The following is a 16,771-nucleotide window of genomic DNA, read 5'->3' as shown; positions in this document are numbered from 1 at the left end:
CCGTGGAGACTCCGAGAGAGCGCTGGGTCGGCGCGGACGCCGGCCCGATCGTGCGTCCCTACGCGGTGACGCGCGGACGCACCCGTCCCCACGGGATCGCCGTCGACATGGTCACGCTGCTCGTCGCGACCGGCCGCACGCCCGGCGAGCGGGTGTGGCTGTCGCGCGAGCAGCGGCGGCTGCTCGAGCTGTGCCAACGCCCCTCCACCCCCGCCGACCTGGCCTCCGACACCGACCTGCCGCTGCGGGTCGTGCAGATCCTGCTGACGGACCTGCACCACTACGGCCTCGTCGAAGAAGTCCCGCAGGCCGGTCCGTCCCGGCAGGGCACCGGCCGTCCCGACCCGAAGATCCTGATGAGAGTGCTCGATGAACTCCGCCGCCTATGACCCCACCGCGCCCGCCGAGGACCTCCCCGCGCACACGCTGAAGATCCTGGTGGCGGGGGGGTTCGGCGTCGGCAAGACGACCCTCGTCGGCGCGGTCAGCGAGATCCGCCCGCTGCGCACCGAGGAGGTCCTCACCGACGCGTCCGTCGGCGTGGACGACCTCGGCGGCGTCGAGCGCAAGACCACCACGACCGTCGCCATGGACTTCGGCCGGCTCACCTTCACCGGCGGCGTCCGGCTGTACCTGTTCGGCACGCCGGGGCAGGAGCGGTTCTGGTTCATGTGGGACCAGATCGCCTACGGCGCCGTCGGCGCGATCGTGCTGGTCGACACGCGGCGGCTGCCGACGAGCTTCGCCTCCATCGACTTCTTCGAGAACCGGGGGATCCCGTTCGTCGTCGCGGCGAACGTCTTCGAGGGCGCGCGCCGCTACACCCCCGAGCAGATCGCCGACGCCCTCGACCTCGACCCGGACGTCCCGGTCGTGCTGTGCGACGTCCGGCACTACGACTCGGCCAAGAACGTCCTGATCCGGCTGGTCGAGCACGCCCTGCAGTCGGCGACGGCCTGATCAGGCGGTCGTCCGGGCGACGATGAGGGAGGCGAGCGCCGCGTAGGCGGCGGAGTCGTCCAGGCCCGTCTGCGCCTTGATCTCGCCCCGGTGGATCGACTCCATCACCTGGCCGGCGACGGCGCCGACGAACGCGGCGTCCGCGCCGGGCGCGGCCTCGCGGACGAGCTCCTGCACGCGCCGCGCGGCGATCAGGGTGTTGCGCTTGTAGATCTCGCGGGCGGGGGCGAAGGCGTCCAGGTCGGCGAAGAAGGCGGGCGAGGCGGGCGCGAGCTCGGCGGAGATGGCCCGCAGGTAGGCGCCGACCCGCTCGCGGGGCGCGGCGCTCGCGTCCACGACCGCCTCGACGCGCTCGGTGGCGCGGCGGAAGAACGCCCGCACCACGGTCACGATGATCTGCTCGCGGCTGGCCGCGACGGCGTACAGGGTGCTCTTGGAGCAGTGCAGGACGGCCGCCAGCTCGGCGACGCTCAGCTCGGCGAACCCCCGGTCGAGGAACACCTCGATGAGCCGGTCGACCAGCTCCGCGCGCCGCCGCGCCGCCCGGGTCTCCGTCATCCCGTGACAGTACCAAAAAGGGTTCCTCGGTACCCGTTCTGGTACCGTGCAGGTGGCGAAAGGAGTCGCGCATGCCCGCCACCCGGCACCTGCCCACGTCCGAGTCCGAGGACCTCCTCGCGCTCACCCGCGAGATCGCCGCCAAGGAGCTGGCGCCGCGCGTCGCGGACGCCGAGCGCGCCGGCGCCTTCCCCCGCGACGCGTTCACCACGCTCGGCCGGGCGGGCCTGCTCACGCTCCCCTACCCCGAGGAGTTCGGCGGCGGCGACCAGCCGTACGAGATCTACCTGCAGGTGCTGGAGGAGATCGGCGCGGTGTGGGCCAGCGTCGGGGTCGGCGTCAGCGTGCACGCGCTGTCCTGCTTCCCGCTGTTCGCGTTCGGCTCCGACGAGCAGCGCGCGCGGTGGCTGCCGGACATGCTGTCGGGCGAGCGGCTCGGCGCGTACTGCCTGTCGGAGGCGCACGCCGGGTCCGACCCGGCCGCGATGCGCGCCAAGGCCGTCCGGGACGGCGACTCCTACGTCCTCAACGGCGCCAAGGCGTGGACGACCCACGGCGGCAAGGCCGACTTCTACACCGTCATGGCCCGCACCTCCGACGAGGGCTCGCGCGGCATCTCCTGCTTCCACGTCCCGGCGGACACCCCCGGCCTGGAGTTCGACCAGCCCGAGGACAAGATGGGCCTGATGGGCTCCACCACCGCGACCGTCCGGCTGGTCGACGCGCGGATCCCCGCGGACCACCTCATCGGCCGCGAGGGGCAGGGCCTGTCCATCGCGCTCGCCGGCCTGGACGCGGGCCGCCTCGGCATCGCCGCCGTCGCCACCGGCCTCGCCCAGGGCGCCCTCGACCACGCGGTCGCCTACGCCAAGGAGCGCGAGGCGTTCGGCAGGCCGATCATCGACCACCAGGGCCTGGCGTTCGTCCTCGCCGACATGGCCGCCGCGGTCGAGTCGGCCCGCGCCACCTACCTGGCGGCCGCCCGGCTGAAGGACGCCGGCCGCCCCTACGGCCGCGAGGCGTCCATCGCCAAGCTGGTCGCCACCGACAACGCGATGAAGGTGACCACCGACGCCGTCCAGGTCCTCGGCGGCGCCGGCTACACCCGCGACTTCCCGGTGGAGCGCTTCATGCGCGAGGCCAAGGTCATGCAGATCTTCGAGGGCACCAACCAGATCCAGCGCCTGGTGATCTCCCGCCACCTCGCCCGCTGAGTCCGCCTGTCTCTGGACGGAGTTCCCGTTCTGTACGACGTGTCACAGTCCGTCCCCGCGTGGGCGCCTAGCGTCGGAGCATGTGGCAGTTCGTCCTGTGGGGACTCATGGGATCCGTGGCGAACCGCACGCTGGCCTTCCTGGAGGCGAACCGGCGCGTCGCGCGGCCGCCGTGGAAGTACCCCGGCGGGCCGGGCGGCGGGTACTACCTGTTCGCCTGCGCGCTGCACTGCATGCTCGCCGCGATGGTGACCTCCGCCGCCGCCGCCAGCGACATGATCACCGCGCCCTGGGCGGCGTTCGCGCTCGGCGCGGGGGCCCCGGCGGTCCTGGCCAAGCTCGGCCGGTACGCGCTGCTGGCCTTCCCGCCCGGGCGCGTCGACGAGGCCGGCGAGGACGGCGGCCACGAGGACGACGACGGGCCTGACCGGGCCGGACTGACTGGGGGACGCAATGCCGAGTCCTGACCGTGCCTGGCGGCGGCTGCTGGAGGCCTTCTCCGACGGTCCGGGCGGCACCGCCGCCCGGCGGGCCGCCGCCGTGCCCGCCGGGGAGCCCGCCGTCGGGCGCGGGCCCGGCCGCCGCCTGCTGGAGGCGTTCTCCGACGCCTCCCCGGCCTTCGCCGCGGCGGGTCCGCCGCCGGTCTCGGCGGGCGGGCCCGCCGCAGGCCGCGCTCTCGTGTGGGGCCTGGTGGTGGTCGGCGTCCTCGGCGCGGTGTGCACGGCGTGGGCCGCCGCCGCGACGGGGACGCTCGCCGCCGCGCTGGTCGCCGCCCTCACGCTCGCGGTGCTCGCCCTGTTCGCCGCACCGCTGGTGGAGCTCGCGCGCGCACGGGCGGCGTCGGCCGCCGGGGCGCGGGACCGCGACGCCGCGGCCGCCGAGCAGCGGGACAGCTTCTGGCACGCGCTCGCCCCCGACGACCGGCGCGCCGTCCGCGCCGCCGCGCGCCCGCGCACCTACGGTCCCGGCACGCCGATCCTGCGGCAGGGGCACACGGCCGACTACGTCGTCGTCCTCCGGTCCGGCTGGACGAAGGTCCGCGTCGACCGGGCGGGCGAGGAGCGGATCGTCGCCGTCCGCGGTCCCGGCGACCTCGTCGGCGAGCGGGCGCTGTTCGCCGACGACACCTGGTCCGCCACGGTCATCGCGCTGGACACGGTGCGGGCCCTCGTCGTCGCGGCGGAGGACTTCCGGCCGCTGGTGGAGAGCCGTCCGGGCGTGCAGTCCGTCCTGGAGAAGCAGGCGTACGACCGCGCCGCCGAGGAGGCCGGCCGCGCGACGAGCACGGAGCTGGCCGACACCCAGCGGCGGCTGGCCGCTCTGTTCACCACGCTGTCGCGGGCGCGGGGCCGCACGCTCCCGGTGACGGGCGGGGAACTGGCCGGCTGGACGTCGTCGTCGCCGGCGGCCGTCGACAGCGTGCTCGCCCGGTGGGACGGCGAGGGCCTCGTCCGCGCCGGGTCCGCGACGATCGACGTCCTCGCCCCGGACCGGCTGGAACGCCTCACCGAGGCGGGCGCGCCCCCGGGCCCGCCGTCCGGCGCCCCCTTCCTGACCGGCCAGGACTGCACGGTGCTGTTCGCCGACGTGGTGGGCTTCGGCTCGCCGGAGCGGACCGAGTCGGACCGCGCGGCCATCCGCAGCGTCCTGTTCCGGTCGCTGGAGGACGCGTTCGCCGCCGCCGGGATCCCGTGGGCGGCGTGCCATCACGAGGACCGCGGGGACGGCGCGCTGCTCGTCATCCCGCCGGGCGTTCCCGCCGCGGCGCCCGCGGGCCCGCTGGCCAGGGCGCTCGCCGACCGCATCGCCCGGCACGACGGCGGGGCGGACGCGCCCCGGCGGTTCCAGGTGCGGGTCGCGGTGGACACCGGCCCGGTGCACGCGGGGCCGGGCGGGATCACGGGGGCGGTGCTGGGCCGCGCCGCCCGGCTGCTGGACGCGGACGTGCTGCGGCGGCGGCTGTCGCCGGGCGCGGCCGTGCTCGGGGTGATCGTCTCGCCGCTCGTGCACCGCGCGGCGGGCGGGACCGCCCCGGGCTTCGAACCCGTCGAGGTGCGCGGGGCGAAGGACGGCGGTACCGCCACGGCCTGGCTGCGGCTGTTCCCGGCTCCCCCCGGGGCGGCGGCGACCTGACCCGGACCGCCTGCGGGACAATGGCCGGGTGGTACGTGACTCCGTCCTGACCAGGGCGGTCCGGATCTTCGACGCGTTCGATCCCGACCATCCGTCGCTGTCGGTGTCGGAGATCGCGCGGCGCACCGGCCTGCACGTCGCGACCGCGTCGCGGCTCGTCGAGGAGCTGGTGCGGCACGGGCTGCTGGCGCGCGACGAGCGGCGCCGCGTCCGGGTCGGCATGCGCATGTGGGAGCTGGCGTCGCGGGCCGCGCCGACGCTAGGGCTGCGCGAGTCCGCGATGCCGTTCATGGAGGACCTGCACGCGGTGACCGGCCACCACACCCAACTCGGGGTCCTCGACGGCCGCGAGGTGCTGTTCGTGGAGCGGCTGTCGATGCCGAACGCGGTGATCAACGTGACGCGGATCGCGGGGCGGCTGCCGCTGCACGCCTCGTCCAGCGGCCTGGTGCTGCTTGCGCACGCCCCGGCCGAGGTGCGGGAGGACGTGCTCGCCGGGGACCTCGCCGCGTTCACGCCGGGCACCGTGGTGGACCCGCGCCGGCTGCGCGCGCTGCTCGCCGACGTGCGCCGCGGCGGCGTCGCGTTCTGTCCCGGCCACATCGACGAGCGCGCGACCGGCATCGCCGTGCCGGTCCGCGGAGCGGGCGGCGAGGTCATCGCGTCGCTGTCGGTCGTCGTCCCCAACGACGGCAACGCGCGGGCGCCGATCCCCGCGCTGAAGGCGGCGGCGCGGGGCATCTCACGGGCCCTGGGCGCCGGCGCGCCGTGAGCGGAGGCGCATTCGTCTCTCATCAGATGAGAAGGCCGTGGCCGGGGCGCCGCGCCGGAGGCGATTCTCGAGGCCGTATCCGGACCTTGAGGAGGCCCCATGGCGGACACGGCCCTCGAACTCCGCGTCGCCGCCAAGGACCGGGCGGCCGACGGCGTCGTGACGCTGACGCTCGCCCGTCCCGACGGCGGCCGGCTGCCGGACTGGGCGCCGGGCGCGCACGTCGACCTGATCCTCCCGAACGGCCTGACCAGGCAGTACTCGCTCTGCGGCGACCGCTGGGACGCGCGGACGTACCGGGTCGGGGTGCTCCGGGAGCCCGGCGGGCGCGGCGGGTCGGCGTTCGTCCACGACGAGCTCGGCGTCGGCGACCCGGTCGGGATCGGCGGGCCGCGCAACGCCTTCCGGCTCGTCCCGTCGGACCGGTACCTGTTCATCGCGGGCGGGATCGGGATCACGCCGCTGCTGCCGATGGTGCGGCAGGCGGAGATGCTCGGCGCGGACTGGCGGCTGCTCTACGGCGGCCGGTCGCGGGCGTCGATGGCGTTCCTGGACGAACTGGAACCGTACGGCGCGAAGGTCGCCGTCGTCCCGCAGGACGAGCAGGGCCTTCTCGACCTGCGCGCGTGGCTGCCCGGCGAGGACCCGGCCACCAAGGTCTACTGCTGCGGCCCGGCACCGCTCCTGGAGGCGGTGGAGGAGCGCTGCGCGGGCTGGCGGCGCGGGCTGCTGCGCACCGAGCGGTTCGCCGCCCGCGAGAGCGGCGCCGTCCGCGACGAGCCGTTCGAGCTGGAACTGCGCCGCACCGGGGTGACGGTCGCGGTCCCGCCGGGCCGGTCGGTGCTGGACGCCGCCGGCGCCGCCGGGGCGAGCGTGCTGTCGTCCTGCCGCCAGGGGCTGTGCGGGACGTGCGAGACCGCCGTCCTCGACGGTGTGCCCGACCACCGCGACTCGATCCTCGACGACGACGAGCGGGAGGCCGGCGACTGCATGTTCGTGTGCGTCTCCCGGTCACGCAGCGAACGCCTCGTCCTGGACCTGTGAGAGGAAACGCCATGAGCACCGTGCAGGCTCCGCCCGCGATCGACGCCGACCCGTTCGGGCACGAGCACCTCGAAGACCCGCTGCCGCTGCACGAGGCGCTGCGGGAGGCCGGTCCCGTCACCTATCTGACCAGGTACGACGTGTTCGCGCTGGCCCGCTACGAGCACGTGCACGCCGCGCTGACCGACTGGCAGGGCCTCCAGTCCGCCGCGGGCGTGGGGCTCAGCAACTTCCGGCACGAGAGGCCGTGGCGGCCGCCGAGCCTGCTGCTGGAGGCCGACCCGCCGCGCCACGACGCGCCGCGCGCCGTCCTCGCCAAGGTCCTCGGCCCGCGCGCGCTGCGGCGCCTGCGCGACGGCTGGTTCGCCGACGCCGAGCGGCTCGTCGACGAGGTCCTGTCCGACGCCGAGTTCGACGCCGTGCCGCGCCTGGCGGAGGCGTTCCCGCTCCGCGTCTTCCCCGACGCCGTCGGCCTCGGACGCGACGGGCGCGAGAACCTCCTCCCCTACGGCGACCACCTGTTCAACACGTTCGGCCCGGAGAACGACCTCGTCGTGCAGGGCCGCCCCCGCATGACCGACGTGTCGGGCTGGGTGAACGCCCAGTGCGCACGCGACCGGCTGTCACCCGACGGGTTCGGCGCGCAGATCTGGGCGGCGGCCGACCGGGGCGACATCACGCCCGAGCAGGCCCCGCTGATCGTGCGGTCGCTGCTGTCGGCGGGCGTCGACACGACCGTCCACGGCCTCGCCGCCGTCCTCTACGCCTTCGCGGTGAACCCCGGCCAGTGGCGGAGCCTCCGCGCCGAACCGCACCTGGCCCGCACCGCGTTCGACGAGGCCGTCCGGTGGCAGTCGCCCGTCCAGACGTTCTTCCGGACGGCCGTGGGCGACCAGGAGATCGGCGGCGCGGTGATCCCGGACGGCCGCAAGATCCTCATGTTCCTCGGCGCCGCCAACCGCGACCCGCGCCGCTGGCACGCCCCGGACGCGTTCGACCTGTCGCGCGACCCGTCCGGCCACGTCGGCTTCGGCATGGGCCTGCACCAGTGCGTCGGCCAGCACGTGGCCCGCCTGGAGTCCGAGGCCCTCCTGACGGCCCTGGCCCGCCGCGCGGTCCGCATCGAACCGGCCGGAACGCCGATCCGCCACCACAACAACACCCTCCGCGCCTGGAAGTCCCTCCCCCTCCGCGTCCAACGAGCCTGACCGAACTTCCGGCTGAACAAACGCACGGAGGGCCAGACCCCAGCCCCCGCTCACGGGCAGGCACGCGGAGCGAGCCCCAGCGAGCGCAGCGGGCCTGCCCGCCGGTCGGGAGGCCGTTTCACGCGGAGCTCTAGCGGAGCGGGAAACGGCCTCCCGACCGTGACGGGGGTTCCAGGGGGTCGCCCCCCTGGGAAGACACGGGCAGGCACGCGGAGCGAGCGCCAGCGAGCGCAGCGGGCCTGCCCGACGACTGGCGGGCTGTTTCGCCGCGGAGCGCCAGCGGAGCGGGGAAACAGCCCGCCAGTCGCAACGGGGGTTCCAGGGGGTCGCCCCCCTGGAAAAATGGGTCAAGCGAGCCGAACGTACTCGTAGTCGAAGGGCTGGCCGTTGATGCCGTTGCGGGGCGGGGCGATCCAGGAGGCGATCTTGCCGCGCTCGTACACCGGCCGCATGAGGGAGCGGACGTGCGTCTTGTCGACCTCGGTCGGCAGCCAGGCGCCCTTGCGGGCCTCCCATTCGTCGGCGGTGAGGCGCTCGCCCCGCGGGGTGGCCTCGATGCCGGCGAAGGCGCCGACCTTGCGGTTGAAGGCGACGCTGGGGAGGTAGAGGCGCTGCGGGAGCCCGGCGTCGGCGAGGATGCGGTTCCAGCGGTTGACGCCGCTCTGGCAGTCGGAGACGTACTCGCGGCGCAGGTCGGTGTTGAGGCCGACGAGGGCGGCGACCTCGGTCCGGCCGATCTCGCCGTCGACGAGGGCGTCCACCATGATGGAGTCGTCGGTGAGGCGGTGGTCGTCCTTGCGGCGGCTCTCCATCCAGCGGCCCTTGAGCCCGGCGGTGTAGTAGTTGGCGACGTTGCTGGACGTCTCGGAGCCGAACAGGTCGAGCGACACCGAGTAGTGGAAGTTCAGGTACTTCTGGACCATGTCCAGCGGGATCGCGCCGTAGGGGGCGACGTCGTCGGTGTCGTGCTCGATCATCAGCTGCGCGGTGCGCTCGACGACGCGGTCGATGCCGGTGGTGCCCACCATCATGTGGTGGGCCTCCTCCTTGAGCATGAACTCGCAGGTGCGCGACAGCGGGTCGAAGCCCGACTCCTTGAGGGTGCCGAGCTGGTACTTGCCGTCCCGGTCGGTGAAGTAGGTGAACATGAAGAAGGAGAGCCAGTCGGGCGTCTCCTCGTTGAAGGCGCCGAGGATGCGCGGCGACTCCTCGCTGCCGGAGTTGCGGTGCAGCAGCTGCTCGGCCTCCTCGCGGCCCTCGCGTCCGAAGAAGGCGTGCAGGAGGTACACCATCGCCCACAGGTGGCGGCCCTCCTCGACGTTCACCTGGAACAGGTTCCGCAGGTCGTAGAGGCTCGGGGCGGTGGCGCCGAGGTTGCGCTGCTGCTCGACGGACGCGGGTTCGGTGTCGCCCTGGATGACGATGAGCCGCTGCAGTTCGGCGCGGTACTCGCCGGGGACCTTCTGCCAGGCGGGCTCGCCCTTGTGCGCGCCGAAGCCGATGCGGCGGTCGCCGTCGCGTTCGGCGAGGAAGATGCCCCAGCGGTAGTCCTTCATGGCGACGTGCCCGAAGTGCGCCCAGCCCTCGCGGCCGACGTTGACGGCGGTGCGCAGGTAGACGTCCTGGGTGGGCAGGGTCGGGCCCATCGACTCCCACCAGGACAGGAAGTTCGGCTGCCACGACTCCAGAGCCCGCTGCAGGCGCCGGTCCTCGTGCAGGTCGACGTTGTTGGGGATCTTCTCGGAGTAGTCCGCGGAGACGGGCATGCTCAGACTCGCTTTCGGTCGAAGTCGGCGCGCCGTCCGGTGCCGTAGCGGCGCAGCGCGCCGTCCGGGCCGGACGCGTTCGGCCGGTTGAAGATCCAGTTCTGCCAGGCGGTGAGCCGGCCGAAGATCTTGGTCTCCAGGGTCTCGGGGCCGGGGAAGCGGTAGTTGGCCTCCAGGCCGGTGAGGGCGTCGGGCGAGAATCCCGCGCGCTCCTCGACGGCGATGCGGACCTCCTCGTCCCAGTCGATGTCGTCGGGCGCGAAGGTGACCAGGCCGAGGCGTTCGGCGTCGCCGGCATCGAGGGGCTTGGCGGCGGCGTCGCGGACGGCGGCCAGGCCCTCGTCGTCGCCGAGGAAGCGGGTCTCCAGGCGGGTGAGGCCGTTGCCCATCGGGAGGGGCCCGAGGTTCATCGCGTCGACGGCGACGGTGGCGGGCTCGGCGTCCGGGTCGACGTCCTCGAAGACGCCTTCCAGCTGGTAGGAGCGGTCGGCGGCGAGCGCGAGCTCCAGGAGGGAGCCGGCGAAGCAGCTGCCGGGCTCGATCAGCGCGATGAGGCTGCGGCTGGTGACGTCGAGGCGCTTCAGGGTCCGCTTGAGGTACAGGACGATCTCGTTGGCGAGCCAGTCGGCGGCGTTGTCGAGCAGCAGGCGGTCGTGGTCGAGGACCTTCAGCGGGTCGCCGGCGGTGCGGAGGATCCAGGTGCCGAGGGACGGCTCGTTGGTGCGCAGGTCGAGGATCAGGTCGTCCAGCTCGCGGGTCGTCGCGAGCGTCCAGAGCTCCGCGCCCTGGGCGTGGACGCCGGCGATGTCCTCGGGGGCGTCGGCGGCCGGGCCGTTGACGGTGATCTCGACGGCGGCGGCCTCGCGGTCGAGCTTCGCCGTCACGTACCGGTAGGCGATCTCGTCGCCGGTGCGGGTCTTGTCAAGCGGGGTGAGCGCGACGCCGCGCGCGGCGGCGGGACGGGTCGAGCGGGCGGCGAGCTCGCGGGCGCGTTCCGCGACGGTCGTGTCCCACGCGGTGCGGGACACGGCCTCGTCGACCAGCCGCCACGCGACGGCCTTCCTGCCGCCGAGCCCCTCGGCCTTGGTGGCGAAGTAGTCGGCGCGGTCGCGGCGGACGTGCCGCTTGTCGGTGACGCGGGTCAGCCCGCCGGTGCCGGGCAGCACGCCGAGCAGCGGCAGCTCGGGCAGCGAGACGGTGGACGACCGGTCGTCCACGAGCATGATGTGGTCGCAGGCGAGCGCCAGCTCGTAGCCGCCGCCGGACGCGGTGCCGTTGCACGCCGCGAGGTAGGTCTGGCCCGAGTTGGCGGTCGCGTCCTCGATGCCGTTGCGGGTCTCGTTGGTGAACTTGCAGAAGTTCACCTTCCACGCGTGCTCGGACGCGGCCAGCATCCGGATGTTCGCGCCGGCGCAGAAGATCTTCTCCTTGCCGCTGGTCACCACCACCGTCCGCACCCCGGGGTGCTCGAACCGCAGCCGCTGGACGGCGTCGTACAGCTCGATGTCCACGCCGAGGTCGTAGGAGTTGAGCTTCAGCTCGTAGCCGGGGACCAGGCCCCCCTGTTCGTCGACGTCCATCGTCAGCGTGGCGACCGGACCGTCGACCTCGACCCTCCAGTGCCGGTAGCGGGCCGGATCCGTCCGGAACTCGACGTGCATGGGGTGCTCCTCCAGTCTGTCCGTTGCTCCCATGCTCCACAGAACACGGTCATCACGTCAAGAGTTTGTAGCATATCGGCGCGCGGCGGGCCGCCGCGGGGCCCGGGGCGCGCGGGTCAGTCGCGGCCGAGCAGCGCGGCGGCCAGGTCGCGGACGGCGAAGCGGCGCAGCTTCCCGCTGGCCGTGGTCGGCAGCACGTCCATGATCAGCACCTCGCGGGGGCGCTTGAACGCGGCGAGCCCGGCCCGGCAGAAGTCGATCAGCTCCTCCGGCTCGGCCTTCGCGCCGTCCGCGAGGACGACGCAGGCGATCGGCTTGTCCAGGCCGTCGCCGTCCGGCAGTCCGACGACGGCGACCATCGCGACCGCCGGGTGCTCCAGGAGCCGCGCCTCCACCTCGGCGGGCGACACCCAGATGCCGCCCGCCTTGAGCATGTCGCCGGTGCGGCCGAGGCAGGTGTAGTAGCCGTCCTCGTCCACCACGTAGGTGTCGCCGGTGCGCAGCCACGCGCCCTGGAACACCTGCCGGGTCGTCTCCGTCCGGCACCAGTAGCCGGTGGCGATCGACTCGCCCTTCACGAGCAGCGAGCCGGGCGTGCCGGGCGGGACGTCGGCGCCGGCGGAGTCGACGACCCGCAGCTCGTAGCCGGGGACGGCGACGCCGGTGGTGCCGGGCCGCACCTCCCCCGGGCGGTTCGACAGGAAGATGTGCAGGCATTCGGTGGAGCCGATGCCGTCGATGATCTCCACGCCGTACCGCTCGGTGAAGCGGCGGCACAGCTCGGCGGGCAGCGGCTCGCCCGCCGACACCGCGAGCCGCACCGACGCGAACGCGTCGGCCGGCACGTCCGCGTTGAGCAGCGCGGCGTAGAAGGTGGGGACGGCGAAGAACAGCGTGGGCCGGTACTCGCGCAGCCGCTCGGCGACGGACGCGGGCGTCGGCCGGTCCGGGTCGAGGATCGTCGCGGCGCCGACGGCGAGCGGGAAGAACAGCGAGTTGCCGATGCCGTACGCGAAGAACAGCTTGGCGACCGAGTAGCAGCGGTCGTCCGGGGTGATGCCGAGGACCTGCCGGCCGTAGGTCTCCACGACGTGCCGGATGTTGGCGTGCCGGTGCATCGCGCCCTTGGGCTTGCCGGTCGTCCCCGACGTGTAGAGCCACAGCGCGCTCGAGTCGCCGGAGGTGGCGTACGGGTCGCGGACCTCCCCGCCCTGCGCCGCGCCCTCCGCGACGAGGTCGGCGAAGCGGTTCAGCCGGGCGCCCTCCGGCACGCGCGGCGCCGCGTCGCCCTCGACCGCGACGCGCCGGACGCCCGGCGCGAGCGCGAGGGCCTCCTCGGCGGGCCCGGCGAACCGGTCGCTGACGATCAGGACGCGGGCGCGCGCGTCGTTCAGCAGGGCGGCCAGTTCGGCGCCGGTCAGCATCGTGGACACCGGGACGGGCACGGCGCCGAGCCGCATCGCGCCGAGGACCGCGCCCGCCATGGCCGGGCCGTCCGCCATGAAGAGCACGACCCGCTCCTCGGGACGCAGCCCCCACGCCTCCAGCCCGGCGGCGACGTTCCCGGCCAGGGCGTCGAGGTCGGCGTAGGTAAGGTCGCCGTTGGGGCCGGTGAGGGCCGTCCGGCCGGCCGTCTCGGGGTCCCGCGCCGCCCGCAGCAGATAATCGGAGGCGTTGAACGTGTCCGGCCGCGCCTGGCCGGTCGCCGCGTCAGCGGTCATCGGGGGCTCCCCTCGCCGTGAACCGTGGCACATATGTTCTACAGTCTCAAAACGCCAGTCAATAGTTATGTGGAATGATGAGGGACCGGATGCAGACGCCCGCGGAGGGAGAGCCGATGAGCCGGACCGGCGGCGCGGACGCGGGGACGTCCGCGGACGCGGGGACGTCCCCGCGGGAGAAGGCGGACGGCGATGAGGGCCCGGCGGCGGGCCCCCGCTTCCGGCGGCGCCGCGAGCTCGGGGCGGCGAGCGCGCGCTCGCTGCTGCTGACGGTCCTCGGCGAGTTCGTCCTGCCCGCGGGCGAGCCGGTGTGGACGGCCGCGTTCCTGGAGGCGCTCGGACTGGTCGGGGTGGAGGAGAAGGCCGTCCGGCAGGCGCTCGCCCGCAGCGCGACCGAGGGCTGGCTCTCCGGCGAGCGGCACGGCCGGCGCACCGCCTGGCACCTCACCCCGGCCGGGCGGCGGCTGCTCACCGACGGCACGGACCGCATCTACGGCTTCGGCCGGCCCGGCGGCGAGTGGGACGGGCGGTGGCTGCTGGTGCTCGCCACCGTCCCGGAGACGAACCGGAGGCTGCGGCACCTGCTGCGGACCCGGCTGTCCTGGAACGGCCTCGGCAACCTGTCCCCCGGCGTGTGGGTCAGCCCGCATCCCGAGCGCGAGCCCGAGGTGCGCGAGGTGCTCGCCGAGATCGGCGTCGCGGACACCTCGACCCTGTTCGTCGGGAGCCTCGGCGACCTCGGCGAGGCGCGGCGCGTGGCCCGGCAGGCGTGGAACCTGGACGAGATCGAGCTGGCCTACGAGGACTTCCTCGACGCGGTCCGCGCGCTGCGTCCCGCCGACGAGCCCGGGACGTTCGCCGCGCACGCCCGGCTCGTCCAGGAATGGCGGCGGTTCCCGTTCCTCGATCCGGCGCTGCCCGCCGAGCTGCTGCCGGACGACTGGAGCGGCTCGCAGGCGTTCGCGCTCTTCCACGAGCGGCACGGCGCCTGGCGGCCGGTCGCCGACCGGCACTGGAAGGCCATGACCGCCGACTGACCGGCCTCCGGCGGGCCCGCCTCCGGCCGGTCGGCCGCCGGCTAACCCGCCGCCGATGACCCCGCCGCCCGTCCGGTCGCGGCCTCCGGCGCCTCCTGCGGGGTGAGCCGCAGCAGGTTGACGGTGCCCTCGGCGACCACGCGGTCCCGGTCGTCGGTGATGGTCGCCTGCCAGGTGACGTGGTCGTCGACCCGGTCGACGGGGCGGGCGCGGGCGGTCAGCCGGCCCTCCCGGACGGCGCGGATGAAGCGCGTGTGGTTGCTGACCCCGACGACCTGGTGCTCCAGCCCGACAGTGAGCGCGGCGCCCATGCTGCAGACGGTCTCGTTGATTGCGCAGTACACGCCGCCGTGGACGATCCCGTACGCCTGCATGAGCCTGCCGGTCACCTCGATCTCGGCGACGACCTCCCGGTCGGACGCCGCGGTCACCACCAGGCCGAGCGTGCGGTCCAGCGGGCCGGCGTAGCCGGACGGTTCCACCGCCATCGCAGCCTCCTCGACGATCTTCCGACGCTATCCAGCCGCCCGAAAGGTCGTCAATGCACGGCTACGTCGCATCGCGGCGCCGGCCCGTCCGCGCCGCCGAGGTGTAGGAGGCCGCCTGGCGGGAAGGGTCGCACCGCCTTGTCCACGGGCTGGAGGTGACCGCGGTGAGCGGGCTGGTCGGACGGAACCTGCTGGCGGGCGCGGAGCCCGACGTCGCCAGGGACGCCGGGTACCCCGACGCCCCGCCGCGCATGGGCTTCTTCACCGACACCTCCGTGTGCATCGGCTGCAAGGCCTGCGAGGTCGCCTGCAAGGAGTGGAACGCGGTCCCCGAGGACGGCCTGGAGTTCACCGGGATGTCCTACGACAACACGCAGGGGCTCGGCGCGGACACCTGGCGGCACGTCGCGTTCATCGAGCAGGACAAGCCCGTGGGCAACGCCGACTCCGGCGTCCGCTGGCTGATGGCGTCCGACGTGTGCAAGCACTGCACGCACGCCGCCTGCCTCGACGTGTGCCCGACCGGGTCGCTGTTCCGCACCGAGTTCGGGACCGTGGTCGTCCAGGAGGACATCTGCAACGGCTGCGGCTACTGCGTGCCCGCCTGCCCCTACGGGGTCATCGACAAGCGCAAGGAGGACGGCCGCGTCTGGAAGTGCACCCTGTGCTACGACCGGATCGGCGACGGCCTCGAACCGGCCTGCGCCAAGGCGTGCCCCACCGACTCCATCCAGTTCGGCCCGCTGGACGAGCTGCGCGAACGCGCCGCCGCCCGGGTCGACCAGCTGCACGACATCGGCGTCGAGGACGCCCGGCTGTACGGCCACGACCCGGAGGACGGCGTGGGCGGCGACGGCGCGTTCTTCCTGCTGCTCGACGAGCCGGAGGTGTACGGGCTGCCGCCGGACCCGGTCGTCACCACACGGGACCTGCCCGCCATGTGGAGGCACGCGGGCGTCGCCGCCGCCGCGCTCGCCGCCGGGGCCGCCGCGCTGTTCACCTTCCACGGGCGGCGGGGAGGCGGGCGATGAGCACGTCCGACGTCACCAAGGGCGGGATCGAGGGGCAGCGGGCCGGCCGGGACGCCCTGATCGGCCAGGGCACCGGGAAGGGCGGGGGCCGGAGGCGCCGCGGCGGGCGCGGCGAGCGGGCGATGGTGCCCGAGGCCGAGTTCACGTCCTACTACGGCAGGCCCGTGCTGAACGCGCCGGTCTGGGAGGCGTCCGACGTCGCCGCCTACCTGTTCCTCGGCGGGCTGGCGGGCGCCGGGTCGGTGCTGGCGGCGGGTGCGGAGCTGACCGGGCGCCCGGTCGCCGCGCGTGCGCTGAAGATCTCCTCGCTGGCCGCCGTCGCGGGATCGGCGGCGGCGCTGATCCACGACCTCGGACGTCCCGCGCGGTTCTTCAACATGCTGCGGGTGATGAAGCCGACCTCGCCGATGAGCATGGGGTCGTGGGTGCTGGCGGCCTACGGGCCGGCGACCGGCGCCGCCGCCGTGCTGGACGCGACCGGCCTCTTCAAGCCGCTGGGCAGGGCCGCGACGGTGGGCGCCGCGGCCCTGGGCCCGGTGGTCGCGACCTACACCGCCGTCCTCATCGCCGACACGGCGGTGCCGGCCTGGCACGAGGGCTACCGGGAGATGCCGCTGGTGTTCGTCGGCTCGGCCACCGCCGCCGCGTCCGGGATGGCGCTGCTCGCCGCGCCCGTCGCCGAGACGGCGCCGATGCGCAGCGCCGCCGTGCTCGGCGCGGGACTCGACGTGGCCGCGGCGAAGCTGATGGAGCGCCGGCTCGGGATGGTCGCGGAGCCGTACCGGCAGGGCAAGGGCGGCGGGCTCATGCGGGCGGCGCGGATCCTGTCGGTCGCCGGCGCGGCCGGAGGCGCGCTGCTCGGCGGGCGCAGCCGGATCGCGGCGGCGCTCAGCGGCGCGGCGCTGCTGGCGGGCTCGGCGTGCACGCGGTTCGGGGTGTTCTACGCCGGGATGCAGTCGGCGGAGGATCCGAAGTACACCGTCGTGCCGCAGCGGGAGCGCGCGAACGCCCGGGACACGGCGAAGACGGGTGGCGGCTGAGGCGGGAGCGGCAGTGAAGGTAAGGGTCGGCCGCCCACTTTCTGCAAGAACCATGAAACCTTGCGCAAGCCCTTGACCCGGTTGCAAGAAGAGAGCATTCTCACGGTGCTCGCGGACGGCCGTCCCCCACCCCCTCAG

At 74.3% G+C, this 16,771-nt stretch carries 16 protein-coding genes; 11 read left to right on the top strand and 5 right to left on the bottom strand.

The annotated features are described in order from the left end of the window. The first annotated feature begins 2 nt into the window (after positions 1-2). Together J4557_RS27465 and J4557_RS27460 are read left to right on the top strand one after the other, a co-directional pair. A complete protein-coding gene (locus J4557_RS27465) occupies positions 3-389 on the top strand; it encodes a DUF742 domain-containing protein (protein ID WP_208269630.1) in 387 nt (128 codons plus the stop codon). After that, on the top strand, positions 370-960 hold the full coding sequence (locus J4557_RS27460; protein ID WP_208269629.1) for a GTP-binding protein: 591 nt from the start codon (positions 370-372) through the stop codon (positions 958-960). Before J4557_RS27465 ends, J4557_RS27460 begins: the two co-directional genes overlap by 20 nt. Here J4557_RS27460 and J4557_RS27455 read toward each other — a convergent pair whose 3' ends face one another. Then, positions 961-1,518 (bottom strand): TetR/AcrR family transcriptional regulator, encoded by a 558-nt coding sequence (locus J4557_RS27455; protein WP_208269628.1) that lies wholly within the window; start codon positions 1,516-1,518, stop codon positions 961-963. Positions 1,519-1,589: 71 nt separating this feature from the next. Here J4557_RS27455 and J4557_RS27450 point away from each other — a divergent pair, with 71 nt between their 5' ends. From J4557_RS27450 to J4557_RS27425, 6 genes are all read left to right on the top strand, one after another. After that, positions 1,590-2,732 carry an acyl-CoA dehydrogenase family protein gene (locus tag J4557_RS27450; protein WP_208269627.1) on the top strand — a complete coding sequence of 381 codons (1,143 nt, stop codon included), beginning with the start codon at positions 1,590-1,592 and terminating at the stop codon, positions 2,730-2,732. A gap of 80 nt (positions 2,733-2,812) precedes the next feature. Next, positions 2,813-3,199 (top strand): hypothetical protein, encoded by a 387-nt coding sequence (locus tag J4557_RS27445; protein WP_208269626.1) that lies wholly within the window; start codon positions 2,813-2,815, stop codon positions 3,197-3,199. After that, the gene (locus J4557_RS27440) at positions 3,186-4,865 is read left to right on the top strand and encodes a cyclic nucleotide-binding domain-containing protein (protein ID WP_208269625.1); all 1,680 of its coding nucleotides are present in this window, start codon (positions 3,186-3,188) and stop codon (positions 4,863-4,865) included. The genes J4557_RS27445 and J4557_RS27440 overlap by 14 nt, the downstream gene beginning before the upstream one ends. A 28-nt stretch (positions 4,866-4,893) precedes the next feature. Then, positions 4,894-5,637: an IclR family transcriptional regulator gene (locus J4557_RS27435; RefSeq protein WP_208269624.1), complete on the top strand. Its 744-nt coding sequence runs from the start codon at positions 4,894-4,896 to the stop codon at positions 5,635-5,637. Positions 5,638-5,736: 99 nt separating this feature from the next. Next, positions 5,737-6,681 carry a PDR/VanB family oxidoreductase gene (locus tag J4557_RS27430; RefSeq protein ID WP_208269623.1) on the top strand — a complete coding sequence of 315 codons (945 nt, stop codon included), beginning with the start codon at positions 5,737-5,739 and terminating at the stop codon, positions 6,679-6,681. Between the two features lie 11 nt (positions 6,682-6,692). Next, the gene (locus J4557_RS27425) at positions 6,693-7,889 is read left to right on the top strand and encodes a cytochrome P450 (protein WP_208269622.1); all 1,197 of its coding nucleotides are present in this window, start codon (positions 6,693-6,695) and stop codon (positions 7,887-7,889) included. A 347-nt stretch (positions 7,890-8,236) separates the two neighbouring features. Here the strand turns inward: J4557_RS27425 and boxB are convergent, their stop codons facing one another. The 3 genes from boxB to J4557_RS27410 form a co-directional block, all read right to left on the bottom strand. Continuing rightward, positions 8,237-9,655, bottom strand: coding sequence for a benzoyl-CoA 2,3-epoxidase subunit BoxB (gene boxB / locus J4557_RS27420; protein WP_208269621.1), 1,419 nt, complete (start codon positions 9,653-9,655; stop codon positions 8,237-8,239). A 2-nt stretch (positions 9,656-9,657) separates the two neighbouring features. Next, entirely contained in the window at positions 9,658-11,316 is a 1,659-nt protein-coding gene (gene boxC, locus J4557_RS27415) for a 2,3-epoxybenzoyl-CoA dihydrolase (RefSeq protein ID WP_208269620.1), read from the bottom strand. Between the two features lie 116 nt (positions 11,317-11,432). Next, entirely contained in the window at positions 11,433-13,037 is a 1,605-nt protein-coding gene (locus tag J4557_RS27410) for a benzoate-CoA ligase family protein (RefSeq protein ID WP_208269619.1), read from the bottom strand. A gap of 116 nt (positions 13,038-13,153) precedes the next feature. On the opposite strand from J4557_RS27410, the gene J4557_RS27405 reads away from it, so the two are divergent. After that, positions 13,154-14,074 (top strand): PaaX family transcriptional regulator, encoded by a 921-nt coding sequence (locus tag J4557_RS27405; protein WP_208269618.1) that lies wholly within the window; start codon positions 13,154-13,156, stop codon positions 14,072-14,074. Positions 14,075-14,115: 41 nt separating this feature from the next. Here the strand turns inward: J4557_RS27405 and J4557_RS27400 are convergent, their stop codons facing one another. After that, entirely contained in the window at positions 14,116-14,562 is a 447-nt protein-coding gene (locus tag J4557_RS27400; protein ID WP_208269617.1) for a PaaI family thioesterase, read from the bottom strand. Between the two features lie 251 nt (positions 14,563-14,813). Between J4557_RS27400 and J4557_RS27395 the strand changes: the two genes are divergently transcribed. Beyond that, a complete protein-coding gene (locus J4557_RS27395) occupies positions 14,814-15,593 on the top strand; it encodes a 4Fe-4S dicluster domain-containing protein (protein WP_208269696.1) in 780 nt (259 codons plus the stop codon). Next, positions 15,590-16,633 carry an NrfD/PsrC family molybdoenzyme membrane anchor subunit gene (gene nrfD, locus J4557_RS27390; RefSeq protein ID WP_208269616.1) on the top strand — a complete coding sequence of 348 codons (1,044 nt, stop codon included), beginning with the start codon at positions 15,590-15,592 and terminating at the stop codon, positions 16,631-16,633. Before J4557_RS27395 ends, nrfD begins: the two co-directional genes overlap by 4 nt. Positions 16,634-16,771 lie beyond the last annotated feature (138 nt).

This window comes from Actinomadura nitritigenes, assembly GCF_017573545.1.
GTDB lineage: Bacteria > Actinomycetota > Actinomycetes > Streptosporangiales > Streptosporangiaceae > Spirillospora > Spirillospora nitritigenes.
This window is presented reverse-complemented; position numbering and strand designations above follow the sequence as displayed.

Bases quoted from the DNA above. Each gene is read 5' to 3' on its own strand.
- J4557_RS27460 (WP_208269629.1), top strand. From the start codon at position 370: ATGAACTCCGCCGCCTATGACCCCACCGCGCCCGCCGAGGACCTCCCC.
- J4557_RS27455 (WP_208269628.1), bottom strand. From the start codon at position 1,518: ATGACGGAGACCCGGGCGGCGCGGCGGCGCGCGGAGCTGGTCGACCGG.
- J4557_RS27450 (WP_208269627.1), top strand. From the start codon at position 1,590: ATGCCCGCCACCCGGCACCTGCCCACGTCCGAGTCCGAGGACCTCCTC.
- J4557_RS27445 (WP_208269626.1), top strand. From the start codon at position 2,813: ATGTGGCAGTTCGTCCTGTGGGGACTCATGGGATCCGTGGCGAACCGC.
- J4557_RS27440 (WP_208269625.1), top strand. From the start codon at position 3,186: ATGCCGAGTCCTGACCGTGCCTGGCGGCGGCTGCTGGAGGCCTTCTCC.
- J4557_RS27430 (WP_208269623.1), top strand. From the start codon at position 5,737: ATGGCGGACACGGCCCTCGAACTCCGCGTCGCCGCCAAGGACCGGGCG.
- J4557_RS27425 (WP_208269622.1), top strand. From the start codon at position 6,693: ATGAGCACCGTGCAGGCTCCGCCCGCGATCGACGCCGACCCGTTCGGG.
- boxB (WP_208269621.1), bottom strand. From the start codon at position 9,655: ATGCCCGTCTCCGCGGACTACTCCGAGAAGATCCCCAACAACGTCGAC.
- boxC (WP_208269620.1), bottom strand. From the start codon at position 11,316: ATGCACGTCGAGTTCCGGACGGATCCGGCCCGCTACCGGCACTGGAGG.
- J4557_RS27410 (WP_208269619.1), bottom strand. From the start codon at position 13,037: ATGACCGCTGACGCGGCGACCGGCCAGGCGCGGCCGGACACGTTCAAC.
- J4557_RS27405 (WP_208269618.1), top strand. From the start codon at position 13,154: ATGAGCCGGACCGGCGGCGCGGACGCGGGGACGTCCGCGGACGCGGGG.
- J4557_RS27400 (WP_208269617.1), bottom strand. From the start codon at position 14,562: ATGGCGGTGGAACCGTCCGGCTACGCCGGCCCGCTGGACCGCACGCTC.
- J4557_RS27395 (WP_208269696.1), top strand. From the start codon at position 14,814: ATGGGCTTCTTCACCGACACCTCCGTGTGCATCGGCTGCAAGGCCTGC.
- nrfD (WP_208269616.1), top strand. From the start codon at position 15,590: ATGAGCACGTCCGACGTCACCAAGGGCGGGATCGAGGGGCAGCGGGCC.